We start from the raw sequence: 23,173 nt of genomic DNA on the forward strand, positions 1-23,173 counted from the left end.
GATCAGCTAACCAAGAACCAGGAAGTTCTCCAGCAGACCATGGTTCAGCTATCTCAACGTCTCGACGCACTTGGAGCTAGGGTGGATCAGCTAACCAAGAACCAGGAAGTTCTCCAGCAGACCATGGTTCAGCTATCTCAACGTCTCGACGCACTTGGAGCTAGGGTGGATCAGCTAACCAAGAACCAGGAAGTTCTCCAGCAGACGGTTGCGGACCTGGTGAAAAGCATCGCGGAGCTGAGGAAGGACTACCAGTACCTTAACAAGGCTCTGGGTAGCATGGGCTCAAGGTGGGGAGTGCTCTACGAAAAGGTGATAGCTGACTTCCTGAAGGAGGTGGCGCAGAGAGAGGGTCTGGACTACCGCTACATCAACAGGTTCACCTTCAAGGACGAGGAAGGAAACTATGGTCCCAAGGGCACCCAGTACGAGATTGACATACTGGCCAAGAACGGAAAGACCTATCTCATAGAGGTTAAATCCTTTGCCAAGAGCAACGACGTGGATTGGTTCAACCTTAAATGCGACGTTATCACGAAGGTGCTTAACCTCAAGAACGTGGTGAGGATGTTCCTGGCCATCTCGGTCATGGATGAGGCAGTGAAGAGGGCCGAGGAGCTGGGGATAAAGCTGGTATACGAGGACGTGGTGAAGATCAAGGGCAAGGATGAGGACTGAAGTGACTCCTCCCTTTTTCTGATGTAGAACGTGATGTAGATTAATGTAGTGTTTATTTCGGGACCTGGCTCGCCTTCGTGTATTTCGCGTTAAAGTCTCCTTAAAATGGATAGGCCTCATTTCATCCACTGTTTAACATACTTGATTGTGGTGTATGGAGCATCAGTTAAGTGACGTCTTCGGCCCTCTTTCGATTTGACATCTCGCAGAAACCTGGAGGCCATTGATCAGTAACTCCGCACCACTCCTCTCCCCTTTACCAAATAAATTGTAAAGTTTTCAGCCCTTTCGAGATCCGATTTGTTCCTGCAGTTACCCTCTATACTTAACCTTAAATTTTTAGGCGGTTTTACCGTAAAAAAGGTATTATCTGAAGAAGAAATTTTGAGGTAAAATAAAACCTTACTTATAAAAAATTTTCGGAGCATTATGCATTGTTGTTGATAATTTTTCATGTCATCAGGGCTTGGACCGTCGCCACTCCGTTCTCTACGCGGGTGGGACTACCCACCGACTACCCACCAAAGGATCTGGCACAGATGCTGGGGGTGTAACATGACCGGATCCGAATTTCAAGATCCCTAAACCTCACCGGAGAAATCTCGCTCCCGGAATAGCCTCCATCACGGTCCCACCATCAACCTTGATCAAGATGATCCTTTTCTCAATCTTCATAAAAGAAGTTTATTATGGATATTACCGAAAGTTTGGTAACTCTTAAATATTCTCTCTCGCATTGTTTCCTGTTAAACATGACAGAGGAGAAAAAGGAGTCAGGAAAGAAGGAGTCACAGGAAGTTTACATGAGCGGGACAGGTTTCGAGGTCATAGGGGTCAGACCAATACCCGATAGCTCCCGTTACATGACCCCCTCCAAGGTGTTCATCTTCTGGGCTATGGCCAGCGCCTCAGCCACAACACCTCTCATTGGTTACCTTCTGGAGAACCTCGGCCTCGTCAACCTTGTCCTGGTGTTCACCGCCTCCCTCCTCCTTGGGCTTATCCCCGCGGGCCTCTTTTCGGAGATGGGGAGGCAGTTCCCCGTTCCTGCCCTGGTGGTGTCAAGAAAGACCTACGGCTACCTGACCTCCAATGCGTTCTCGGCCCTCTACACGGTGGTCAACATTGGGTGGTTCGGCCTAAACGACTCCACCGGTGGACTGATCGTGGCCTCACTCCTGCACAGCAGTCCGGTCCTGTGGTACCTGGTCTTCGGGGTGATACAGGTTATCCTGGTGATGTATGGGGCGAGGATCCTTGAGTACTTCTACAGGTACACTGCAGTGGTCCTGGTTGCCTGCTACGCTGTCCTCACCTATTTCCTCTTCAGGTATTACCCCGTGAACCTGCACGATCTCCTGACCTCATCTAGCGTGGACTGGGGAGCCTCCATTGGCCTGGTCCTCGCCTTCTCCCTCCTCTCATGGACGTATAAGATCTCAACCGCAACCAGGTTCGCCAGGCCCTACGAGAGGAGGAGCGCCAGTTACTTCCTTTCAGCCCCGCTGGGGATCATGGTACCGGTCTACCTCATGGGGATCCTGGGATTCATCTCCCAGAAGAGCGCTGGAAACTGGAACCTGCCAGCCGTTTCCTTCCCCGTCACCAGCGCCCTGGCCGTGGTTGCGGGAGTTGCCTCGGTGGGGGCAGCCCTGGCGATCCTGCACACCAACGCCATGAACCTCTACCCTGCCGTGGCTGACTTCATCACCGCGGTACAGCCTGCCTTCCGTTCAAGGAGGGTGGAACAGATATCCCAGCCCACTTCCACCGTGGTGATAGGCATTGCCGGGGCAGTTGCGGCCATCCTGGGAATACTGCAGAACGCCACGGCCTTCCTCAACTTCGTTGGGGACATCATCTTCCCCTACACCTTCATAGTCCTGCTGGACTGGTACCTGAGGCTGAGGCCACAGATGGAGAGCGGGAAGATCACGGTGAGGGACTTCTACACACCCTCAAGGAAGGTGAGGGATAACGTGAATCCCTACTCCCTTGGGGCTACAGCGGTGGGAACCCTGCTGAACGTGGTCAGCATACCCGCGCTGACCCCTCTTTACGCCTACTTCCCGCAGGACCTCTTCGGCTCCCTTGTGGGCGCACTCCTCTACTTCCTGTTCCTGAGGGTGACGTGATGAAGGGAAGACCCTTCCTCGTGGGTATGATCCACCTCCCTCCATTACCGGGCTCTCCCGGGAACACGTTGTCCCTGGAGGAGGTGGTTGAGTATGCAAGGTCAGAGGCCGAGAAGCTGGAGAGGGCCGGAGTGGACGGGGTCATAGTTGAGAACCTAGGGGATTACCCCTTCTTCAAGGATCAGATACCCTCCATCACGGTCGCGTCCATGAGCGTGGTGGTGAGGGAGGTGAGGAGGAACTTCAACCTTCAGGTTGGGGTCAACGTGCTGAGGAACGGATGCGTGGACGCGTTCTCCATCGCCCACGTTACGGGGGCCCACTTCATAAGGTGCAACGTTCTCGTTGGGGCCTACGTTACGGATCAGGGAGTGGTGGAGGGAAGGGCTGCCGAGCTCCTCAGGTGGAAGAGGTACCTCAACTCCGGAGTGAAGATATTTGCTGACGTTCACGTCAAGCACGCATATCCCCTGTACAACCTGCCTGTGGAGCTGGTGGCCCAGGACATGGCAGAGAGGGGTGGGGCTGACGCGGTGATCGTGTCGGGGAGGCGCAGTTCGCTCCCGCCCTCCATGGAGGACCTGAGGAAGGTGAAGGCTTCCGTGAGCCTCCCCGTGATGGTGGGAAGCGGAATTTCCCTTGAGAACTTCAGGGAGTTCTGCAGGGAGGCGGACGGCCTCATCATAGGGGAGAGGGACTTCAAGGAGAGAGGAGAGGTTGGGGGTCCCAGCAAGTTTGAGGCGTACAGACGGCTGGTGGAGGAGTGCAGGGCGGGGGATTGAGTGTGTGCCCGGTCGAAACCAGAGATCAGGGCCCGTAAAGGGGATTTCAGGCGTTGAGTTGCTGGGGAGCACAAGGACTTCAAGGTGACACTCATGAAGTGTCAGGTAAAGTGTTCCTGTCAACCCTGGATGAAAGTTTCTCCCAACGTTTTACCATAGAGGATCCCCAGGATGGGACAAGAGTAGTCCAGATACCAATCTATCTAATTGCCCCCGGCTCACGGGACCTTCACACCTACGCGATCAGTCCCAACCGTGTTCCGCCAGTTCAGGGCCGGTTCGGCTCGTCGTGCATTCCATGTAGAGACTCCTCAGATACCCAATATGAAGGATCCAGGGGAAGGGTCACATCTTCAGGATACCCCTGGCCTCTACCCTGTACCTCTTGTTCCTGGACCTGAGCTGTTCCAGGTAGCGGTGCAGTTCCTCTCCGCCGGTGAACTCCCTTGTTTCCTCATCCGTGATAACCACGTATTTCACCCCCTCCTCACTTGAGGGACCCTCGCCTGAGGTGCAGTTCCTCAGCCCCTCCGCCTTCCTCATGAGACTTTCAAACGCGTTCCTGAAAGTGTTGTCCTTGAAGATCTTCTCAAGGTTGGAGAACCCTATCTTATTTCCGGACCTGATGAGCGCTCCATCAGCGTTAACCTCAACCTTTTCATCCTCCGATAACTCCGCGTGCATGAGGTAGTTCCTGTACCTCACAACGACGGACTCGGGTCCCCTGGACATGAGATCGTTGAGCATCTCCCTGCAACAGGTATAGGTGTTCCTCATCCTCTCCCCTCCTTCCCTGGATCCCTCAGGCTCAGGAACGTCGAACTTGCCCCCACCGTTAACCTTCATGCAGAGGGCAACGGGTAGCTCCCTGGCCAGGGAAAGCGCCTTGTCGTAGTACTTCACCCTGGCGTAAAGGTGAACCAGCCTCTCCGCACTGCCCAGATGACCTCCCTCCTCAGTCTCGAGCTCTTTCACGAGATCCCTCAATCTCAGGATGGAGGAGAACCTTGAAAGTATCAGGGGGTCAAACTCGTTCAGGGAGACATGACGGTACCACTCCCTGTAGAAGGAGGAGAGGGACCTCTCATCCTCCTCTATCTCCCTGAGCCTTTCCTCAACCTCCTTCATGTCCTCCACGAGGGCGCTCACTGTCAGTCCCATCCTCAGGTCAGCCAGAAAGTTCCTGGCAAAGCCCAGATCCGCACCCTTCACCCTGGAGAGCACTTTCCTCTCCTCCTCCCTCTCAGCCCTGGTCACGTTAAGAGACCGGAGGTCCCCTGAGAAATCCGAGAGATACCTCTCATCCACCAGGGATATGGACTTCTGCACCAGGATGGAGCTCTTCATGGCCTCAACCACCGAGGTAAGCTCAATCACGTTCACCTCCGCGTCCTTTCCTGGCCTTCCCATGAGGGGAGAGGCGAAGATTCGGGCGTCGAGCATTGCCCCAACGGATAGCATTATGGAGGTCAGGACATTGGTACCGTGGGTCACGTCCAGGTAGAGGGGTGAACAGCCCTGCTCCACCAGGAGCTTGAGGTTGCTGAAGAAGACGTTGAAGATGAAGTTGGGTTTGATCCGGCTGTTGTAGACGCTTCTAGCCTTCTCCCTCTCCCCGTTCTCCCTGACCACTATCCTGGAACCATATCCAGTGTTGGGGACGAGAATGACCTCCATCTTTTCCAGGAACTTCTCCACCTCCTTCAGGAGGGGTTGTTCCGGGCCGGAGAGTTCCCTTGCCCTGAGAGTTAGAAGGTTCCTGTACGCTCTGCTCAGCATTTCAGGTGATGGTTCCTTAACCCCTGAGATCTCCAGGAGGCTGTCGGGAAGGAGGGCGATCACGCGGGTGGGGTTCAGGAAGCTGTCCAGGGCATGGGCAGAGAAGAAGGTGACCTTCTTCTGGGACGTGGGAAGGAAGTTGTAGGTTATGACCTCATAACCTGTTACATCCCCTGCAATGAAGGCGAGGCATCCTCCTGTCTGGGTCATGGAGATAGATGCGCGCCCCAGGTTAAATATCTCCCTGGACTTGGTAACCCGCGTAACATCTCAATCTCTCCCCTCAGAGGAAATGGCGAGTACCTCATCCGGTATTCAACCACACCGTCGTACATACAGGTGGAGGCAGGAGAGGAGTACCAGTTTGAGATCGGTGGAAAGGAGGAAGCGCTGACAAGGGCTCTCCTTAACCTAGAGGAGAGGAATGTGTTCAACTGCCACTGGAGAATCAGGGATGTGCAGGTGAAGCAGGTCTCCCTAGGAGTTCTCACAGTTTGAAATTTCGGTTGAGACCCCCGCTCTTCTAACCAGCCCAAGATTAAAGAGTAAAAGGAAGGTGTTCACTAACGATCCGGGTACGGTGTTCTTCATGAATCTCATGGACGTCACAGGGCTATCCAGGGAGGACGTCCAGACGTGGGTTGAGAAGCTCAGGGAATGGCTGTGGCCTGAACCCTCCCATATGAATTACGTTCAGGTGGTGTATGCCGGGAAAGTGGTAACAGGTCTCACAGGGAAATTGAGGTACTCCATTGCGGGAGGGGACATGGACATGATCAGGAGAGTGATATCCACTGCAATTTCCCTTGGAATCGGTACGTCCAGGAGAAATGGATTCGGGAGGATCAGGGTGAGAGTGAGATGAGAGTGCGTAAGTCAGCCATTTTTCACGCATCCAAAAGGTTAAATAGGGTGAAATAGATGAGTGATAACATGTCTTCTACTTCAACGGTCAAGGTGGACGATAAGTTCCTTCTGGACAGGGCTGCAGAGATTGCCTGCCTTTCGCTTGAGGGGACTGAGAAGACCCAGATCAATACCCTGCTCACCATGATGCAGAACTTCAAGAATCCTGAGAAGCTGGAACTTCTCATCATGAGGCAAATCGGCAGGGGGCTGATAGGCGAGGGCGCCGGGAGGAAAATTCTGGAGACAATTGAGGACATCAAGAGGGCCAGCCCTGCAAACGCCGTTGATATCATCCTTGACTTCCTTGGCTACGTGAAGTGGGCCTACGAAAGCATTGAGGACGAGAGGACTTGCTCCAACATCAGGGACTTCAGCTCCCTAGTTAAACACGTGATACAGGGAGGCCAGCCCCCAAGGCAATTCCAGGGAAGGCGTTAAACGGGTGAACTGATTGTCGGAGACCTCCCCGTGTTACGATCTGGACAGAATCAGGGTGGTAACAGAGGTAAGGGGCATCCTCGAGAACGAGACGCCCCTCAGGATAGGTAGCGGAAGGGGCTCCGCAACCTTCAGGGACGCCTCGGACAATCCCATCATCACCAGAGGGGGAAAGCCCTACATTCCCGGGAGCAGTTTGAAGGGAGCCCTGCGCTCCTGGCTTGAGGCTAACGTTCACAACCTCTACTCCTCCCTGGGGGAGAAGTACATGAAGGTTTACCCTGTGGATGAGAAGGAAGTGGTCAGTTGCGTGAAGACTCCGGAGGAGGAGAGGTACTGCATTCCATGCATAATCTTCGGTCACAAGGACCTCTCGGCCAGGATGAACGTGATGGACGCCACCGTGGAGGGAAATTACAGGATTGAGTCCTATACGGGTGTGACCATCAGCAGGGTCTTCGGGGGTCAATTTCCAGGACATCTCTTCAACTTTGACTTCGTTTCCCCGGGGGCCAGATTTAACTTCAGGTCAGTCATCCTCAACGTTAACCTTGAGGGAGAGAGTGAGGAGTGGAGGGAGCAGGTTAGACGGGGAGTGGTTTTCCTAATCAGGTCCCTTCAGGACGGGATGTTCCTGGGGGCAAGGAAGAGCACGGGAGCGGGCCTGGTGAAGCTGAAGGAGATAGAGGTCAGGAGCCTTGTGCCCGGCTCTTCCTGGAGAAAGGTGAACTGGGCGGAGGTGAAGATGTGATGGAGATGTACATGATAAGGAAGGACGTGATAAAGAGGGTTGTGAAGTTCGAGGGAGTTCTGAGGGCGGACTCACCCGTGGCCGTAGGTACAGGGGAGAGGGGCCCCCTCAAGGAGGTGATCAAGGATGTGGATGGAAGACCCTACATCCCCGGTAGCTCCTGGAAGGGCGTGTTCAGGTCAGCAGGGGAGAGGATTGCCAGGGCCAGGGGACTCAGGGTATGCTCAGGCCTGACCAACGACAACTGCCTAAAGAATCAGAGGCTTGATAGGACCTTCATGGACCAGTTGAGGAGAGACGTGGAGGAGGCTAAGGGGACAATATGGAACCACACATGCATCAACTGCAAGATCTTCGGCACCATGTCCGTTCTGGCCCAGGTCAGGTTCCTGGACTCGATCTCCACCGATTTCAAGATCAACACGAGGGCCATGATAGCCATAAGCAGGAAGGATGGAGCTGTGGCGGGGAGAGCGCTGGTGACCCTGGAATACGTGGATGTGGGCTCCCACTTCCCCTTCACCCTCTACACCTATAATCTCCCCAACTACGCCCTCGGTTACCTGGTGAGGATCATGGAGGGAATCCACACCCACGTGGTTCAGGTTGGAGGTAACAAGAGCAGGGGATTCGGCTTCCTCTCCTTTGAGAGGCTATCCATGAAGGTGATGGAGGGAGATCCCGCTCTCCCCAGGCTCGATGACGATGATGTTCAGGTTAACCTCGACGTGAGTAAGCTGGAGAACCTATCCGGGGATGATTTCTTCAAAATAACCTCCCCGCTTAAGGAGGCCTTCAACAATGCAAGGATCTCATACCCTAGTTAGGACTCCCAGGGATGAGGGCATCCCCACCAGGGTGGAGATAAACCTGGAGGTGGTCTCGGATTACCTCCACGTGGGTCAGGGGAGGGTGGTGATGCCCAGGAAGGAGGTTGAGAACCCCGGCCAGATCATTGAGGCATTCCTCATGGGCGATACCAGGGTTTACTCCGTCGTGGATGACCTGTTCTTGGAGTTCAACGCCTTCCCCAGGGTTGGAGACAGGGTGGTAATACCGGGGAGCACCATAAAGGGAGCCGTGAGGACAAGGCTGGAGATGTCTGTGCCCAACTCCTGCTACATAGTGGATAGACCCGGCGTGAGCAAGTCCCAGAAATACGTGAGCATCTTCAAACCTGATCCCAACAGGAGGAGCGACAACTACGCCAGGGGGATGGCAGTGAACGGGAACAGGGTGTGCCCCGTGTGCGACCTCATGGGCAGTCCGGGACTGGGGAGCAGGGTCTCCTTCAGCGACATGGTGATGGTATCGGGTCGCCTGGGAGTGGCCAGGGTGGAAAATCAGGACTACGAACTTGCCCTCAAGGGCTCCAGGTTCTCTGGATTCTTCCTGGTGAACGTCACTAGAAATGAGATTGGGGCCATCCTTTACGGCCTCGGGATCAGATGTGATGCAGGGAAGGTGAATTCCAGGACCATCCTGCTTGGAAGGTTCAAGTTTCAGAGGTCCGAGTTCGGAAGGGTTAAGTTCACGGCAAACATGAAGGAACAGGACCAGTGCGCTCAGATAAATAACTTCGTGAGGGAGTACAGGGTGAGGGACATATGGGAAGGATGATATGCTTCTCCAAGTCACTGATGCCCCTGGAGGAGTGCGATCCGAGGATTGCACTGGGAGGAGAGAATCCGGTCAGGGTTGAATATGAGGAGAGTGACGTGAAGGAGGGTGATGACGATGAGGGGTAAGCTCTTCCTTACGGAGGGCAAGACTGACGTTTACGAGGTTGATGAAGGGAGGGCCAGCGAGGCTGTTGAGGAACTGGTGAAGTTGCTCAGGGAGCTGGCCAGGATTGTGGACGGGTTAGAGGTGTCCCGGGATGACCGTAAAGGGACCCTTAATGGCAAGGTGAAGACTTCTGGCCACTGCTTCACTGTACGCGGAAACTCCAACCCTGATAGACAGGATCTCAAACGCGCTTTCCAAGGAGGCAGCGGTTAAGGTGATAGGGGACTGCGAGAGGATAGTGAACACAGGGATCAACAGGGGCGAGATTAGGGTTCAGACAGGGGAGAACTCCAGGGTGATCGTGACGGTTAAGGAGGGTGACAACACGAAGACCTTCGAGCTCTACGGACAGCTTTCCACAAGTGAGGACGTTAACCAGTTCATCGAGGATGTGGAGAAGGACATATACACTGCAAGGAAGGTGGGGGCAATAGCCATGGCCATGGTGAACAGCGCATTATCACCGAGGAAGGAGGAGGTTAAGGCATGATCTCGGGAAGCGTCAGGTTTCTGGTGAACGTGGAGTCCCTGAACGGAGTTGAGTCAGTGGGGAACCTGAGCAGGCACAGGACAGCCCCAATAGTCACGAGGAAATCCAACGGGGAGTACGTGATTAGGTATGTCCCCGTCATATCGGGAGAGTCACTGGCCCACGCGTATCAGATGGCGCTGGTGGACATTGCCGGGAAGATGAACCTTCCAGTGAGCAACAGGACCAGGCAGGGTGAGCTCATCAAGTTCGGGATAGATAACGTACTGAATGAGGAGAAAATAACCCCTCCCAATGACGAAAAGGATGCCAGGAGATTCGAGGTGGACGTTATGCTGAAGGACGTTGTGGCTGACGTGGGAGGGTTCATGTATGCGGGCAAGAACCCCGTGAGGAGGAGCTCCAGGTTCATGGTGGGTTACATGATTCCTGCCCTGAAGGGTGACGACATCCCCGCCCAGCTGGAGGCCCAGTTTCACGTCAGGTACTCGGTTGTGGGCTCCAAGGAGGAACAGGCCATATACAACGTGGAGGTGGGCTCCGCCCTCTACACGGTGAGCTTCGTTCTGGACGATGAGTTCGTGGGGGTTCCCTCGAACCCAGGTGTGGCGGAGAGGGAGAAAGAGTTGCTGGGATCAAGAAAGGCAAGGGTGGAGGCCTCGGTGAGGGCGCTGTATCACCTCCTCACGGGAAACTTCGGGGCAAAGAGGTCAAGGTTCCTTCCACAGCTTGAACTGAAGTCCGCCGTGTTCTCGGTGACTGACTTCCCCTTCATGGTGGAACCCGGTCACTCCGACAGTTACATAAGGCTCAGCCAGGAGAGGGCGGAGAAGGCCAGGTCAGTGCTCAAGGGAAACAAGGTGAGGGTCTACGCAATCAACAGGGAGGGACTTGACGCGGGTAAGGCAGAGGTGAAGGGGAGCCCTGAGGATGTTATCGAGGCCCTCATCAGCGAAGTGAAGGGATGAGGATGCCTCCCTCCGAGCTTACCTACTCCAGGGTGAAGGTGAGACTGCACTGGGGCTTCTCCATCTCCTACCCCACAGCCTCAAAGGAGAAGAGGGGCACTCTCCTCCCTCCTCCCACCACCCTGGTGGGAGCCCTCAGTTACGGCAGGTTCAGGGGAGTGGACTCGGGAGACGATCTGAGGAGCTCCCCGGCGATCTCCATAATGGATAAGGTTAGGGTTGCCTCGGCGAGATTTGAGGGAGAGGGAACCTACATAGAGGACATTGTGAGAAACACGGTAAGTTATTTCCAGAAACCAGAGAGGAAGGCCGACAGGAGGTACATGTTCAATGTTGTCCCCACTGGGAGGGTTTACACTCCGGGAGGTCTGCTAACCCTGGTCTACGTAACTGAGATCCCTGAGGATGAGCTGAGGAGGTTGAGCTGGTCCATTATCAGGCTGGGCTCAAAGGAGGGCCTGGTTAGCGTGGAGGACGTGGAGGTGGGAAGGGCCTTACCCGTGAGGGGAAAGGTGAGGACAAGTTACTACTTCAGGGCCTCTGTACCCCACTCCCTGGGGGACCTGGTTTACGCCGACTTCTGGGAGGGAGGTATGAGCTGGGGGAAGGAGGGGAAACTGGTGAGATATGCCATTCCCCTGAAACAGGTTCCGCTGAGAAGCGTTGAGGTGGGAGTAGAGGCGCAGGAAGCCTACAGGGTTGGTGATGAGTACGTCGTCGTTGGTTGATTACTACTACGAGGTGTGTCACGTTCTGGGCCACGAGCCCAGGAAGGGGATTGAGAGAACCCTGGAGATGATAGAGCAGGGAAACTCGGTTATACTCACCGCCCCGACAGGTTACGGCAAGACCTCCCTCACCTACGCCCTGGGTTTGGCCAGCCTGAGGGGTAACGATTACTTCGAAAGGGTTATACACGTGCTCCCCCTGAGAAGCGTGGTGCAGGACCTCAACGCTAAACTGGTCAACTTCGTCGAGAGGCTGAACTATCCAGGGAGGGTTGTGGGGGCCTACGACATGGACTTTCACGATACCCCCTACTTCCTGAGGAAGGTGAACGTGACCACCCTGGACTCCTTCGTATTGAACATGTTCAAACTACCTGTATCGGAGATTTCCAGGGGTTTGAAGGGGATGGGCACCCATTACGAGGTTCCCAGGGGAGCCATATACTCCTCTGTGGTCGTTTTCGACGAGTTCCACCTGTTCCCGGAGGAGAGCGGTAAAGGTCTAACCTCCACCATAGCTTCGCTGAGGGCACTGAGCAGGATGGGAGTGCCATTCGTGATCATGAGTGCGACCCTGCCCCAGTCCCTGAAGACGCTAATCAGGAATCAGGTAACGGACGTGACGGTGGAGGAGGTATCTGACAACTTTTCAGTGAACAGGAAACTGACGGTTGATTTCGTGGATACGCTGGATTTTCAGAGGATTGACAGGGAGAGGAGGACGCTCGTGGTGCTTAACACCAGGAGGAAGGCCATAGAGACCTACCTGGAGGCCAGGAAGCACTCCCTTTCCCCGGTGCTCATTCACTCCAAGCTCAACGCCGAGGACAGGAGGAGGAGGGTTGAGGGTCTCAGGGACGCAAAGCTGGTGATCTCAACCCAGGTGATTGAGGCAGGAGTGGACGTATCTTTCGACGTGCTGTACACCGAGGCTGCCCCGATCCCCAGCATGGTTCAGAGGGCTGGAAGGGTGGCGAGGTACGGGGGAGAGGGAGAGATCCATATCCTGCCCTTTTCAGGAAAGGTTTACGACAGGGAGGAGGTGGAGAAGGGTGTAGAAATTGTTGAAAAGGAGAGGAAGCTCGACTCTTCCCTTCTGTTGAACTACGACGCGGAGTATCCACTGGATAGCACTCTCCTCACCTCCCTGGATCTCCTGGATGAGGGGGCTTTCTTCTCCTCCAGGACCACAGCGGAACTGCTGAAGACGGAGTGCTCCATCACCAGGGAAACCTCCCTGATCATGGGCTTCCCCCGGGGATGCAGGTCACCGGCGTGCGGTGTTCCTCTCACTGAGGAGGAGGCAGAGCACCTTTTGCAGAAGGGGGCCACACCCCTTAGGGACGGGAGTCCCGTGGAATGGAAGAGGAGGGGAAGGTATTGCCTTTCCATAGATTTCATGCTGAACGGGATTGACGGAGTTTCCGTTGATTACGACAGGGAGACGGGGGCGATCATATGAAACCGTGCGCCTTTTCCGGACAAACCCTGAGGGATCACTCCCTCGGTTCGGTGGAACAGATGATGAGGGTTTTCAGGGAGAGCTATTTCAGGGTTATGAAGAGGAGAATGGACTTCATATCCAGGAGACTGGAGGGCAGGTATCCAGAGGATTACAGGTTCATCACCGGCATCTCAGCAGGGCAGTGGATGGACCTGACCATGTTCCTGGTTGGTTTTCATGACCTGGGCAAGGCCGGGGAGTTTTATCAGGAAAACTTCAACGACGATTGCACTCCCAGGAGAAGTGCCAGCTTCAAGTATCACGAGGTGGGCAGTTCGCTCTATCTGTTCAGGTTGAACTGGAAGAATGAACTTCTCAGGTTCTGGTCCGTGCTGACCACCATGAATCACCTGAACGCGATAAGGAGCGTGGAGGACCTGAACTGGGCAGAACACGAAATAAGAGACAGGCAAGGGATTCTCCACCTGAAGAGATACGGGTGGATACAGGAGCTGGATTGGCTGGCCAGAAGAGTTTCCTGGGCAGTGGAGGTCACTCCTCCCCAGGACTACAGTCTGGGCCATCTCATGGAGATGAAGGAGTGGCTGAGTAAAATGGCTGGCCTCAGGTTCAATAAGGGATACATCCTTCTTCTCCTGCCGGTCATAGTTGGGGACAATCTGGACAGCTCTGCCCAAAGGGAAAAGGATGAGGACTCTGCAAGGAAGAGGAGGTTCATCAGGGCACTGGAGGAGATGTACCATGCTGGTTAACACGTACGACGTGTTTGGAGACTATTACGTAATCACAGTGGCTTCCCTGGCCGGGGGAAGGTGGAGCGACGGGAGGGTTGAGATTCCCGATCAGGAGTTTCTCAACGTGATACAGACGGCTTCTTCCCTGGCACGGCAGAGGGAGGAGGAGAGGAGGAAGAGGATTGAGAAGACAAAGAAGATTAAGGGAGTGTTGAGAGTACTTCCCCTGAGCGGTAATGACAAGAAACCCTTTGAACAGGCCCTTACCTGTCTCAATATTCCAACGCAGTCCACAATCTCTGAGATCCTCAATAAGGTTACTCCCAACATGAAAGTGACTCCGCAATGCTCGAAGATCAGCGCTCCGTCCTTCGTCAAGCCGGAAATGTACGAGTATGGTAAGTACCCCGGGTACAGGGGATCCACTAAGGTGGAGTTGAAGGTGGATCCAATCTACCTGATGGTTGCAACCGCGGGCTGGGTGATCAGCAGACTGGGAGAGGCCAAGGTGGGCAACAACGACAGGATAGGAATTCACCTGTTTCCAGTGGACGTGGATCACCTGTTCTCTCCGCTTCCCTCACTGGTGAAGAGCTCTCCCTTCATACCGGGATTCTATCCTAGCACGGCATTTCTCCTGTGGCTGGCATATCAGATGGTGAGCAGGAGGGCGGAAATAACTTCAGGCATGAATATTTACGCGGTATCGGACGCAGGGGGATCGTCTCCCGCTTCGGTTGTGGGAGGTTTCACCACCAGTGTTGAAAGGTTGTTGAGGAGCGAGATATTCAAGAGTGACGTGGCCTACGTGGTGGAGAGAATAAGCAGTGAGGCGCTGAGATACGACTCGAGCAGGAGGGATTTCGCCATCAGGATCTCCAACCTCCTTTACGAGATTCTCATGGGGTCGAGGAGGGTGGAGGAGCTAGTGTACTTCACCAACAGGGAACTCCTGTCCATCAGGATGAGGAAATCCAAGGTGTCCGATGAGGAGAGGAAACTGTATGAGATGGCCTCGAGACTAGGGCTCAGGGTGATGGAGATAGTGGGGGTAAGTTAGTGGTTATGTTAAGAGTTTTTTCACGTTTCCTCCAGTGAAGCATATGTGAGGTCTTCAGCTCTCTTTCAATTTGACGTGCCACGGAAACCTGAAGGTTTTTGATTGGTACTTGACACACTGGTTTCATCGTCTTTTTCCTTGACATGAGCACCACCCAGAGCGTGAGTAAAAACTTATGCAACCGGTGGTCTCTGAGATTCAGGTCCGTTACCCAGGTAATTCTGTCTCATGGTAGAACCTGGAGCAGTGCGTAGTACAGACCCGTTATCAAGTTATCGTGGTTGAGCATCAAATCCTTCTCTCTTTCAGATAAGCCCACTGATGAGCGGAGAACAATACTCCCTAGAAGCCTGGCCCGACGTGCAAATAGCAGGGATGCATCACCTTCAGACTCGTCAGGATGACTGACCTATCTCCACGTGGGGGTAGATGACCCTCTTCACTGGATTCACTTCCACTCTCGTACTGCCTTCCCCGGGAAACATTCTGATGGCAACCAACCTGTCCAGGCTGTCGGGAGGGTCAACAATGTTCCGTCTCGCCCCTGGCCTGTTTCCGAAGAGGCCATCCATAACCCCATCAATAATCACCTTGAGATAGTTAGAGGACATCCGCGAAGGAGCTTGAATGGAGATGGCCAGCTGGCGACGATCGGTGGCCCTTCCCCTCCCGGATACGTAAAGCTCTATATCTTCCTTCCCTAATTTAGGAGGAAATTCAATGTTCAGGATGGGATCCTCCAGCTCATAGTGCAGAAAGTCTTTAGACTCACTCCTGTAGAAGAGGTACTCGGCCTTCGCATCTGCTCTAATGGGACGTGGCATGGTCTCGAAGATAAAGCCCTCCCTCAGTGCATCATCATATTTCTTACCATTATTCCTGTTCAGGTTGTACGCAAGCAGGTTATCCAGGTCTGGCATTCTACTCTTGATCAGGGCGGGACTGTAGTAGACTTCCCCGTGCAGGTATCCTCGATCCCCCAGAGCGTGAACATTGCGAACCAGCTCGTCTCTCGCCACTCCCACAGTAACGGGGACCGGAGACACTCTCAGGGCTTCCCCCAGGGATCTCACCACGCTGGAGGCGAAGGTTATGGGTTTGCTGTTTGCTATCTGCATTCTCGTTCTGGGATAGGGAATGGCCTCTTCACCAATTCCATATACAAATTCCATTGATCTAGAAAGTTACATGAACTTAAAAAGATTACTTTGCGCCCGTGCCGGCAACCCGTGACACGGGTTTAAGTGGACCCGGAACCCTGCTGACAAGAATCCTGCACTATCACGGTATCACCGTGGGATGTTCATTGCACAGGATCCCAAGGCCAGTGAGCGATGAGGTAATATCTATGCCTTCATTGAACTAATCCGTCTAGTTACTGAGGGAGGGAAATACAGGGATTACGGGACCAGGCGATCTCTGCACCAGGGAGGATCTCTTGACGAGATCAGGAACCACTAAACGGGCCAAAGGAGACCTGATTACACCCTCTTCAAGTGTAAAGTTTCATCCACACTCTTGGTGCCCACGGACTTGCATGGTTAAGGCCTTGCATAATCCTTCCCAACAATGCCTACATCACGGGAAAACATGAAGGTATCTTCCCAGATTCTCAAAAAACTAGATCAAGGAAAAAACGTTGCCTTCATCTTCATTCAGGACTTGGCCTTTACCTCTCTCTGCTTCTCCTCCTTGGGCTTACCCAGCACGGAGTAGGGGAACTGCTCATAGACCACGGTGGCACTCACCAGCAGGATCACGGGTATTATTCCCACCGCTGCTACCTGCTGAGCTGTCAGGGGCTTCGTTGCCGTGTTTCCCGTCACCAGGGCCGCGACCACCAGCTCCAGTATGAACCCCACGATGAACAGGACCTTGAACGCCCTGTCCATCCTCTCCAGGTTCCTTTCCCTCTGCTCGGTCATTTGTACATCACCTTCGCAGTTATGATCATTGCAGCGAACACCGCGGCCGTGAACTCAAGACCGCTCAGGGCCATCTGCATGTCCCCGCTCAGTATGTGTCCGCTTGCGCATCCGCCCGCCATCCTTGCACCGAACAGCATCAGGTAACCACCCATGAAGGATCCCACGAATCGCAGTGCCTGGTTACTCCCGAACCTGTTAACCCAGCTGGGAGGTATTATGTTCCTGAAGGAGGTGAACCTCCTGGTTATGAACACTGCACTGAAGAACGCTCCCATCAGGGTCCCAATGTCGCTGAAGGGCTCCCATCCTATTCCCTTGAACACTATCTGGCTGTAGGTGAAGGAGGGCATGAAGAGCTGGCCCACTATCCAGGAGTACGTTGTGGACTCGCCGAAGATCTGGTGGAGGAACATCTCCAGGACCACGGTGAGCCCAACTATGCCCGCTATTGACACCATGAACCACCTGGTCACGTTACTCTCCGTTGCGTAGTACTCGTTCACCTTCTTCGCCAGGGATGTCTGGGAGTAGGGAAGACCTCCGTCCGTCAGGTAGATTGCAGTGTCCAGGTGCTTCTGTATCTCCAAGGGAGTGTTTCTCCTCTCAATGTTCTCCCTTATGCAACTCCTTGTTCCTCCCTTATACCTGGGAAGGTAATATGCCACCAGGAAAAGGCCAACGGCGTAAACAAGGGATATGCCGAAGAGGTCCACGGGGGTAAGTCCGGAGAAGGGCTGAATCACGAACGCGGATACATGTTTCCCTCCTATCACCAGGCTTCCGAAGTTCAGCGTCTTCACCAGCCACTGACCTGCGCTGGTCTGAAACAGGGCAGTCCATGAAGCAGCTCCAAGGAGGGCTCCCAGCAGGGCGTAGATTGCGTCCCTCCTGCCCTCACCGAGGGCCATCCAGATTGAGCCAGGGAAGTAACCGGCTATGGCCAGTCCAGCTCCGAAGAGCACACCGCCCAGACCCACGCCCACCAGATAAAGGGGCTTGGGACTGAAGTGAAAACCGATACCGAGGGCGTATAGCCCGAAGAGCACGGGGGTGGAGATGGCAAGACCCAGGGCTATGCAGATCACGAAGAGCCTGTCCTCCCACTTTGCTAGCCTTATTAACGTCTCAGGATTGGCTATGCCCCAGGCCTCGGCAGCTGCTCCTATCACGAACCCTATGAGTATTCCAACCCACATGGGTGCTGTAAAGGTTATCAACTCGAACACCAAAATGTATTATCGCATTTGAAGGTAAAGTATCTTGATATAGTTTTTATGCAATAAAGTCATTAACCAGGTTTATTAGAGTTCTAAGAAATAATGGCAAAAAGATGAGGGGAGGGATGATTTGATAAGTGAAAAGCTGGTGTGGGGAACAGGGTGAGGAGGAGCTGTGTTAAGGATAACGGGGGGGAGGAGGGAGAAGGGTTGGGTACAATGACCACTGAACACTATTTAATCGGGAGGGGATAAAACTGAGAAATAGTTAAGGCTGTACCACCTGGATCGCGGAACGGTCTCCAGAAGTTTAAATAGGCAAACTCCCGATCCCCCGTGTGGCCAGAACTTCTTATTCGGCCATCCAGCTGGCTGAAGAGTACTACTCCCTGGCCCTTAAGCTCATGGAGAAGAAGCGTTACGCCGATGCTGTCAGGAAATTTAGGAAGGCCATAAGCCTGTACCGCGACAACCACCTCTTTCACTATAAACTGGGAAATGCCCTCTTCTACACCGGAAAGTACCTTGAGGCCATTGAAGAGTTCGACGTGGCGATCAGCATAAATCCCGGTTACATTAACGCCCACTACAACAAGGGGGTGATCCTCATGGAGGAGTTCAAGTGGTATGAGTACGCTTTGGAGGAGTTTGACAAGGTCATCAGCCTTGACCAGAATGACGTGGATGCGCACAGGAGGAAGGCTGACTGCCTCTACTACCTTGGAAGGTATGAGGAGGCTGCCGAGGAGTACACCGTGGTCATGTCCTTTGACAGGAGTTACTGGTAGGGGGACGGTCACATTCTCTCTTTTTTCTTGAACTGAGCCCAATGACTCTGTGTAAGTTTTCCCCGACTTTGAGAGGTGCCCACATTAGAGGATTAATCAATTACTAGTAATGTGTGGATTTTCTGAAAATTAGGCTCATCCATCCAGACGCCATGGCTCAGCTAAGCCTTATCCTGACGCAATTCATTCAAATACTCCACAAAATACAATCCTTGACCTCCTGCCACACCGGTACCCAGTACGTTCTCACATGAGCCTTGAATGGGATCCAGGCAACGGGATTAATCTCGCCAATTGAATGCGTGCCGTTCTCCTCCCTGTAATCTCCCTGGAGGTCCATGTCCTTGCTCCCATCCCTGTCCTGCATATCCAGACGAGGCCCCATCATACGCCGGAATCCCATGATGTATTTTCAACGAACTGGTCACTCCCTCCACGGCTACCCCCTTCACCCTCCTCACGCACCCCCTGGGAGGCGAACTCGCATCCAAAATTCCAGATATCTTTTTCCACTATTACTTCGAAACAATCAAGGGATGGTAACAAATCCTCTCCTTGAACCGATTTACGCGTGCAATCTCCTGGAGTTCATGGAGATTGCACCATTTCAGCCCAGGGAGAGACTGGACGAGGCCATGAGGTACATAGTTCACGTTCACGATCACGTCCCCGCGGGAATTTCTGGGCTTGTGAAGGACAGGGAAATGCAGAGGAAACTGGTCATGGAGATAAGGGCCAGGATGATGAGGGTCCTCATAACCCTTGGGGCTGATCCCAACGTTCTTGACATGGGGCTATCTCCCCTCAACTTCGCAGTCTCCGCCTGCGACCGATCTCTCGTCCTTCTCCTCCTGATCAGGGGTGCCATTCCGGTGAGGGGAGAGAACCCGGTGGTCACGGCGATCTGCGATTGTCCCTCCCTCCTTGACCTGATCCTGGACTGGGGAGGGAACCTGAACATGTCCGAGCCTGGCCCCCTGCAGGTGGCCGTCTCCATGTGCAACCTTGATCTCGTGAGAAAGTTGCTGGAGAGGGGTGCCAACCCCAACGCCGGGAAGGAGAAACCCCTTCACGTGGCGGTCAGGGAATGCCCCAGGGCTATCCCGATCCTCCTCAAGTGGGGAGCGGATCCCAGGATAAGGGACCCGAGCGGGCTTGCGCCAATTCACGCAATGGTGAAAAAGTGCATTCCCCTCTCCCAATCCCAGGACCTGAGCCAGTTCGGGGCAAGGGATCCCCGTGAGGAGATGTGCAGGGAGGTGATAGGGAGGCTATGGTGGACCGTGAACGAGAGGGACGGGAAAGGGAGAACCCCCCTCCACATGGCTGTGGATGAGGGAGACGAGGAAATGATCAGGTATCTGCTGAGGCTGGGGGCTGATCCCAATGCCCGGGACGACCAGGGGCTCACACCCCTGCACCTGGCAGTGCTGTGCCGTGTGAAGTCCAAAGACGGGTCGTGGAAGGACCAGATCCTGGACAGCTTCACCCCCAAGGTCCTGACTGGTTTTACCTGGTTTTTGAGAAGGTGGGGCCTATCTGCGTTACCTGAGCTTAGGGACCACGGGAAGGATCCCAGCAGTGAGGGAATGCCGTCACCCCCACGCATCTGCCCTGATGATCTGATCAGGATCGTTTCCCTCCTGCTGGACCACGGAACGGATCCCAACGTGGGGGACTCTCAGGGGAGGACTCCACTGCACTACGCCCTCAGGTTATGCAGGGATATGCCGGAGATTGCCCAGCTCATCATCTCGGGTGGAGCGGATGTCAGGGCTAAGGACAGGGATGGAGTCTCTCCCCTTCACGTGGCCTCAGGGGAGGGATGCCTCAACCTGGTGGAGGAGCTCGTGAGGAGAGGGGCTGACGTGAACGGGTTGGAGGCCAACGGAAGGACTCCCCTGTTCTGGGCCGTTGAGAAGTGCCGTGAGGATGTGGCGAGGTACCTCATTGGGGCGGGGGCCGACCTTGAGTGGAGGGACGCCATGGGAATGGATGTGAGGGAGGTGGCCGTTGTGTCAAACTGCGAGAAGATCGTGATCTAGATTATGCCTGGACTGTTTGGAGACTGGTGGTACTGGTTAATGAACAGCGTCAGGGTGATATTTATCTAGCACACCATGTTTTGACCTGAGCATGTGTTGGGAGATAGAGCCTAGCTAGGTTTGTTGTGTATTTCAGGTTAAAGGCCCCTCAAATATACAACAATGTGGGGTAGTCCCGGGAGATCAGTCACCCTTCAAGTTCGAGAGAGATTGCGAAGGCCCGGGAGCGTGGAAGTGAACCGGTCCCCCATCTCCATGGAGATACCTTCAAATGGCGAAATACTGGATGTCTACATGAAGAGACCGAAATATCACTGAGCCTTTACCATGATGCACTGGTAACATGAGTTATCTATCCCTGGACTATACGTATTGGCGCTGAATACCACGGTCCGCCTTGATGGGTAGTGCCAGGAAACAGGCATTTCGGTACCTGAGGTGATCCCTGTAAACTGGTAGGAATATTACGACCATAATCTGACCTAGATGAGGCGGGTCAAAGATGTTTCCCATTACCACCTTGATTGTTCTCTAAGGCTTTCTCGTGATCGGGGGCCTAAACCCTCAAAGGTTCTCAAAAACTTTTTGGAAATTGAAAAGGGGATAGGGTATGACCGCCCGGCAAGGCACTCACCATGACTAGGTGGGGTCAGATCGGTCCCCTATGCCCCTATTATGTCCTATTCGATTTAATTTAGCTTTTGGTGACTATTTCGAACCTTCAATGGTTTGTGTTGGGGGTATTTTGTAAAAGTCTGTTTATTTTTCTATTAAAAATCGGCGGCGAAAGGGATAAGAGAAATATATAGATGATGAACGTATCTTTCTAGGGGGAAATTGGCTTTATAGTGACAGGGGAGGAGGAGTGAAATTACAGGGATAAGCGGGAGGTCTTATAGAGAGAAGAGATATAGATAACACAGTTTGTAGATATCCTTTGAGGGTTTGAAAACAAGAAAAACTTGAGGAAAAAGCTTTATAGGGATGAGGATAACGAAACCTCAGGGGATGAGGGATCTCCGTCAGAGTGTCAGCCGTTCATCATGATCGGGCGCGTGGGGTTCACCTTCCCTCATCCCCTTCTCCCTATAAATAACTAGTTTGTGGAGATTCTTAGAGATCTAGACGGTCCCCTTTACTCTCTCCAGAATATGGTAAGTACGTTTCTTAGATCTTTACGGAGAGAGCACTGATCTCCACGGGAGGTTATGATAAACCCGGCGGAGTATCCGTCACCACCTTAAACGGGTTAAAGTCAGAGGGAACCCATTGAAATAGTGTTTCACTGATTTTAACGCGGTAAGATACTCTTCTAGGAAGTTTATATTGAAATAAAAATCGTTCACAGACGAGCAATGCCATAGACCTTAAAATGAAAATATAATTGTGAGACTATTGGGACTGAATTGAAAGAGTTTTAGATAAAATGGGCTTGAAGGGATTTTCAAGAAAGTACTACATGAGATCTCGAGAGCCAAACTTGTTATCAGAGAAAACACCAGTACCTTGTGCGTGGAGTATCCGTTAAGTGACGTCCCCGGTTCTCTTTCAATTTGACATCTCGCAGAAACCTGGAGGTCTTTAATTTAAGGTAACTCCGCACACCACTACCTTGTATAAACTTTACATGGTGCTCCTCAAACGACGCCCATCCAAGAAAATCAGAACCGATTACGCATTACCTTCAAGGCCACCCGTGAACGCTCCATAATGTCCCGTCACACCCATGGCCCAGGGTGAAGATAACGCTGACCCATAACCTGAGAGGACCTGAGTTCCGGCAACCCCAGTCGCCTTTAACGGGATAAGCCGATCAGAGTTGTCGCTCAGTACTCTATCTTGATCACCCTCCCGTAAACGTCTCTTATCCTGGAGTCGGTCGTCAATACTGTGCCTTTCACCTTCATGGCAGTTGCCACAAGGAAACAATCCGCTAGGGATAACCTCTCTCCATGGCTGGCCTTCACCACTCCCGCCGTCTCCGTTATCCAGCTGTCGGGTGATATCACCTCAAGGGGGCTGTTCCTTAAGGACCTGTACCTGGCCACCACTACGTCCTTCCCAAACCTCCTGGCGTAATGGAAGATGAATTCGGCAAGTGTCAGCTCGCTGGTGACCAGCCTCACCCTGTTCCCCACCATGTCCTCAAAATATCTCTTCACCACGTGGCCTGCAAATAAGGAAATGACTCCGGCATCAATCACGTAACTCTCTTTCAATCTCCCTTCTCCTCTCCTCCTCCATCCCCTTCACGACCTCAAGTGCCCCTTCGCCGTCTATCCCAAAGAGGTCAAGGAGGGACCTCGGGGCAATCATCTCAGCCCTGTTACCCTCCACCCTGAGCTCCAGGATGGAACCCTCCCTTATCCCCAGGGTCTTCATCACCTCTGACGGGAGGACCACTACCCCTTTCCCGTGTACCTTGAGCATGAAAATTTTCATGAAGAAGATTGGTGTTTCACGATCAAAAGCTTATCCTGCCCCTGCGCA

26 protein-coding genes are annotated in these 23,173 nt (G+C 53.5%); 19 read left to right on the forward strand and 7 right to left on the reverse strand.

From position 1 onward, the window contains the following. The 3 genes from L3N51_RS07215 to L3N51_RS07225 all read left to right on the forward strand — a co-directional run. Window positions 1-678 (forward strand): DUF3782 domain-containing protein (locus tag L3N51_RS07215; protein ID WP_238026377.1); only part of this gene is annotated, 678 nt, incomplete at its 5' end. Between the two features lie 752 nt (window positions 679-1,430). Then, a complete protein-coding gene (locus tag L3N51_RS07220) occupies window positions 1,431-2,813 on the forward strand; it encodes a purine-cytosine permease family protein (protein WP_238026378.1) in 1,383 nt (460 codons plus the stop codon). Continuing rightward, complete coding sequence (locus L3N51_RS07225; protein ID WP_238026379.1) at window positions 2,813-3,595, forward strand: BtpA/SgcQ family protein; 783 nt, start codon at window positions 2,813-2,815, stop codon at window positions 3,593-3,595. The genes L3N51_RS07220 and L3N51_RS07225 overlap by 1 nt, the downstream gene beginning before the upstream one ends. Before the next feature lie 345 nt (window positions 3,596-3,940). On the opposite strand, the gene L3N51_RS07230 is transcribed toward L3N51_RS07225, so the two are convergent. Next, window positions 3,941-5,584 carry a TM1812 family CRISPR-associated protein gene (locus L3N51_RS07230; RefSeq protein ID WP_238026380.1) on the reverse strand — a complete coding sequence of 548 codons (1,644 nt, stop codon included), beginning with the start codon at window positions 5,582-5,584 and terminating at the stop codon, window positions 3,941-3,943. Window positions 5,585-5,713: 129 nt separating this feature from the next. Here L3N51_RS07230 and L3N51_RS07235 point away from each other — a divergent pair, with 129 nt between their 5' ends. From L3N51_RS07235 to csaX, 14 genes are all read left to right on the forward strand, one after another. After that, on the forward strand, window positions 5,714-5,872 hold the full coding sequence (locus L3N51_RS07235; protein ID WP_238026381.1) for a hypothetical protein: 159 nt from the start codon (window positions 5,714-5,716) through the stop codon (window positions 5,870-5,872). Between the two features lies 1 nt (window position 5,873). Next, entirely contained in the window at window positions 5,874-6,239 is a 366-nt protein-coding gene (gene cas6 / locus L3N51_RS07240; protein WP_320056942.1) for a CRISPR system precrRNA processing endoribonuclease RAMP protein Cas6, read from the forward strand. A 68-nt stretch (window positions 6,240-6,307) separates the two neighbouring features. Then, complete coding sequence (locus L3N51_RS07245; protein ID WP_238026383.1) at window positions 6,308-6,721, forward strand: hypothetical protein; 414 nt, start codon at window positions 6,308-6,310, stop codon at window positions 6,719-6,721. Between the two features lie 13 nt (window positions 6,722-6,734). Then, a complete protein-coding gene (gene csx7, locus L3N51_RS07250) occupies window positions 6,735-7,472 on the forward strand; it encodes a type III CRISPR-associated RAMP protein Csx7 (protein WP_238026384.1) in 738 nt (245 codons plus the stop codon). Then, entirely contained in the window at window positions 7,472-8,299 is an 828-nt protein-coding gene (gene csx7, locus L3N51_RS07255; protein ID WP_238026385.1) for a type III CRISPR-associated RAMP protein Csx7, read from the forward strand. Before csx7 (L3N51_RS07250) ends, csx7 (L3N51_RS07255) begins: the two co-directional genes overlap by 1 nt. Further along, on the forward strand, window positions 8,274-9,092 hold the full coding sequence (locus L3N51_RS07260; RefSeq protein WP_238026386.1) for an RAMP superfamily CRISPR-associated protein: 819 nt from the start codon (window positions 8,274-8,276) through the stop codon (window positions 9,090-9,092). Before csx7 (L3N51_RS07255) ends, L3N51_RS07260 begins: the two co-directional genes overlap by 26 nt. Continuing rightward, complete coding sequence (locus L3N51_RS07265; RefSeq protein ID WP_238026387.1) at window positions 9,080-9,220, forward strand: hypothetical protein; 141 nt, start codon at window positions 9,080-9,082, stop codon at window positions 9,218-9,220. The genes L3N51_RS07260 and L3N51_RS07265 overlap by 13 nt, the downstream gene beginning before the upstream one ends. Continuing rightward, window positions 9,210-9,473, forward strand: coding sequence for a hypothetical protein (locus L3N51_RS07270; protein ID WP_238026388.1), 264 nt, complete (start codon window positions 9,210-9,212; stop codon window positions 9,471-9,473). The genes L3N51_RS07265 and L3N51_RS07270 overlap by 11 nt, the downstream gene beginning before the upstream one ends. Next, window positions 9,439-9,750, forward strand: a complete 312-nt coding sequence (gene csa5 / locus L3N51_RS07275) for a type I-A CRISPR-associated protein Csa5 (protein ID WP_238026457.1) — start codon at window positions 9,439-9,441, stop codon at window positions 9,748-9,750. Before L3N51_RS07270 ends, csa5 begins: the two co-directional genes overlap by 35 nt. Next, the gene (gene cas7a / locus L3N51_RS07280) at window positions 9,747-10,718 is read left to right on the forward strand and encodes a type I-A CRISPR-associated protein Cas7/Csa2 (protein ID WP_238026389.1); all 972 of its coding nucleotides are present in this window, start codon (window positions 9,747-9,749) and stop codon (window positions 10,716-10,718) included. The genes csa5 and cas7a overlap by 4 nt, the downstream gene beginning before the upstream one ends. Window positions 10,719-10,720: 2 nt before the next feature. After that, window positions 10,721-11,446: a type I-A CRISPR-associated protein Cas5a gene (cas5a, locus tag L3N51_RS07285; protein ID WP_238026458.1), complete on the forward strand. Its 726-nt coding sequence runs from the start codon at window positions 10,721-10,723 to the stop codon at window positions 11,444-11,446. Further along, window positions 11,424-12,908 carry a CRISPR-associated helicase Cas3' gene (gene cas3 / locus L3N51_RS07290; RefSeq protein WP_238026390.1) on the forward strand — a complete coding sequence of 495 codons (1,485 nt, stop codon included), beginning with the start codon at window positions 11,424-11,426 and terminating at the stop codon, window positions 12,906-12,908. Before cas5a ends, cas3 begins: the two co-directional genes overlap by 23 nt. Continuing rightward, entirely contained in the window at window positions 12,905-13,663 is a 759-nt protein-coding gene (locus tag L3N51_RS07295; RefSeq protein WP_238026391.1) for a CRISPR-associated endonuclease Cas3'', read from the forward strand. Before cas3 ends, L3N51_RS07295 begins: the two co-directional genes overlap by 4 nt. Further along, window positions 13,653-14,705, forward strand: a complete 1,053-nt coding sequence (gene csaX, locus L3N51_RS07300) for a type I-A CRISPR-associated protein CsaX (protein ID WP_238026393.1) — start codon at window positions 13,653-13,655, stop codon at window positions 14,703-14,705. Before L3N51_RS07295 ends, csaX begins: the two co-directional genes overlap by 11 nt. A gap of 395 nt (window positions 14,706-15,100) precedes the next feature. Here the strand turns inward: csaX and L3N51_RS07305 are convergent, their stop codons facing one another. From L3N51_RS07305 to L3N51_RS07315, 3 genes are all read right to left on the reverse strand, one after another. Then, window positions 15,101-15,877, reverse strand: a complete 777-nt coding sequence (locus tag L3N51_RS07305; RefSeq protein WP_238026394.1) for a hypothetical protein — start codon at window positions 15,875-15,877, stop codon at window positions 15,101-15,103. Window positions 15,878-16,360: 483 nt separating this feature from the next. After that, on the reverse strand, window positions 16,361-16,630 hold the full coding sequence (locus L3N51_RS07310) for a hypothetical protein (protein ID WP_238026395.1): 270 nt from the start codon (window positions 16,628-16,630) through the stop codon (window positions 16,361-16,363). Then, window positions 16,627-17,850: a YeeE/YedE thiosulfate transporter family protein gene (locus L3N51_RS07315; RefSeq protein ID WP_238026396.1), complete on the reverse strand. Its 1,224-nt coding sequence runs from the start codon at window positions 17,848-17,850 to the stop codon at window positions 16,627-16,629. The genes L3N51_RS07310 and L3N51_RS07315 overlap by 4 nt, the downstream gene beginning before the upstream one ends. A gap of 338 nt (window positions 17,851-18,188) precedes the next feature. Here L3N51_RS07315 and L3N51_RS07320 point away from each other — a divergent pair, with 338 nt between their 5' ends. Continuing rightward, on the forward strand, window positions 18,189-18,638 hold the full coding sequence (locus tag L3N51_RS07320) for a tetratricopeptide repeat protein (protein WP_238026397.1): 450 nt from the start codon (window positions 18,189-18,191) through the stop codon (window positions 18,636-18,638). Window positions 18,639-18,825: 187 nt separating this feature from the next. Here the strand turns inward: L3N51_RS07320 and L3N51_RS07325 are convergent, their stop codons facing one another. Next, window positions 18,826-19,026, reverse strand: coding sequence for a hypothetical protein (locus L3N51_RS07325; protein ID WP_238026398.1), 201 nt, complete (start codon window positions 19,024-19,026; stop codon window positions 18,826-18,828). A gap of 148 nt (window positions 19,027-19,174) precedes the next feature. Between L3N51_RS07325 and L3N51_RS07330 the strand changes: the two genes are divergently transcribed. Then, window positions 19,175-20,683, forward strand: coding sequence for an ankyrin repeat domain-containing protein (locus tag L3N51_RS07330; protein WP_238026399.1), 1,509 nt, complete (start codon window positions 19,175-19,177; stop codon window positions 20,681-20,683). Between the two features lie 1,826 nt (window positions 20,684-22,509). Here L3N51_RS07330 and L3N51_RS07335 read toward each other — a convergent pair. After that, window positions 22,510-22,902 (reverse strand): type II toxin-antitoxin system VapC family toxin, encoded by a 393-nt coding sequence (locus L3N51_RS07335; protein WP_238026400.1) that lies wholly within the window; start codon window positions 22,900-22,902, stop codon window positions 22,510-22,512. Then, window positions 22,880-23,125, reverse strand: coding sequence for an AbrB/MazE/SpoVT family DNA-binding domain-containing protein (locus tag L3N51_RS07340; RefSeq protein ID WP_238026401.1), 246 nt, complete (start codon window positions 23,123-23,125; stop codon window positions 22,880-22,882). Before L3N51_RS07340 ends, L3N51_RS07335 begins: the two co-directional genes overlap by 23 nt. Window positions 23,126-23,173: the final 48 nt, after the last annotated feature.

The sequence above is a fragment of the Metallosphaera javensis (ex Hofmann et al. 2022) genome (assembly GCF_022064045.1).
Taxonomy (GTDB): domain Archaea; phylum Thermoproteota; class Thermoprotei_A; order Sulfolobales; family Sulfolobaceae; genus Metallosphaera; species Metallosphaera javensis.

Excerpts from the sequence above, each read along its gene's own strand:
- L3N51_RS07220 (WP_238026378.1), top strand. The coding sequence starts at position 1,431 with ATGACAGAGGAGAAAAAGGAGTCAGGAAAGAAGGAGTCACAGGAAGTT.
- L3N51_RS07225 (WP_238026379.1), top strand. The coding sequence starts at position 2,813 with ATGAAGGGAAGACCCTTCCTCGTGGGTATGATCCACCTCCCTCCATTA.
- L3N51_RS07230 (WP_238026380.1), bottom strand. The coding sequence starts at position 5,584 with ATGACCCAGACAGGAGGATGCCTCGCCTTCATTGCAGGGGATGTAACA.
- L3N51_RS07245 (WP_238026383.1), top strand. The coding sequence starts at position 6,308 with ATGTCTTCTACTTCAACGGTCAAGGTGGACGATAAGTTCCTTCTGGAC.
- csx7 (WP_238026385.1), top strand. The coding sequence starts at position 7,472 with ATGGAGATGTACATGATAAGGAAGGACGTGATAAAGAGGGTTGTGAAG.
- L3N51_RS07260 (WP_238026386.1), top strand. The coding sequence starts at position 8,274 with ATGCAAGGATCTCATACCCTAGTTAGGACTCCCAGGGATGAGGGCATC.
- L3N51_RS07265 (WP_238026387.1), top strand. The coding sequence starts at position 9,080 with ATGGGAAGGATGATATGCTTCTCCAAGTCACTGATGCCCCTGGAGGAG.
- L3N51_RS07270 (WP_238026388.1), top strand. The coding sequence starts at position 9,210 with ATGAGGGGTAAGCTCTTCCTTACGGAGGGCAAGACTGACGTTTACGAG.
- cas7a (WP_238026389.1), top strand. The coding sequence starts at position 9,747 with ATGATCTCGGGAAGCGTCAGGTTTCTGGTGAACGTGGAGTCCCTGAAC.
- cas5a (WP_238026458.1), top strand. The coding sequence starts at position 10,721 with ATGCCTCCCTCCGAGCTTACCTACTCCAGGGTGAAGGTGAGACTGCAC.
- cas3 (WP_238026390.1), top strand. The coding sequence starts at position 11,424 with ATGAGTACGTCGTCGTTGGTTGATTACTACTACGAGGTGTGTCACGTT.
- L3N51_RS07295 (WP_238026391.1), top strand. The coding sequence starts at position 12,905 with ATGAAACCGTGCGCCTTTTCCGGACAAACCCTGAGGGATCACTCCCTC.
- csaX (WP_238026393.1), top strand. The coding sequence starts at position 13,653 with ATGCTGGTTAACACGTACGACGTGTTTGGAGACTATTACGTAATCACA.
- L3N51_RS07305 (WP_238026394.1), bottom strand. The coding sequence starts at position 15,877 with ATGGAATTTGTATATGGAATTGGTGAAGAGGCCATTCCCTATCCCAGA.
- L3N51_RS07310 (WP_238026395.1), bottom strand. The coding sequence starts at position 16,630 with ATGACCGAGCAGAGGGAAAGGAACCTGGAGAGGATGGACAGGGCGTTC.
- L3N51_RS07325 (WP_238026398.1), bottom strand. The coding sequence starts at position 19,026 with ATGATGGGGCCTCGTCTGGATATGCAGGACAGGGATGGGAGCAAGGAC.
- L3N51_RS07330 (WP_238026399.1), top strand. The coding sequence starts at position 19,175 with ATGGTAACAAATCCTCTCCTTGAACCGATTTACGCGTGCAATCTCCTG.
- L3N51_RS07340 (WP_238026401.1), bottom strand. The coding sequence starts at position 23,125 with ATGAAAATTTTCATGCTCAAGGTACACGGGAAAGGGGTAGTGGTCCTC.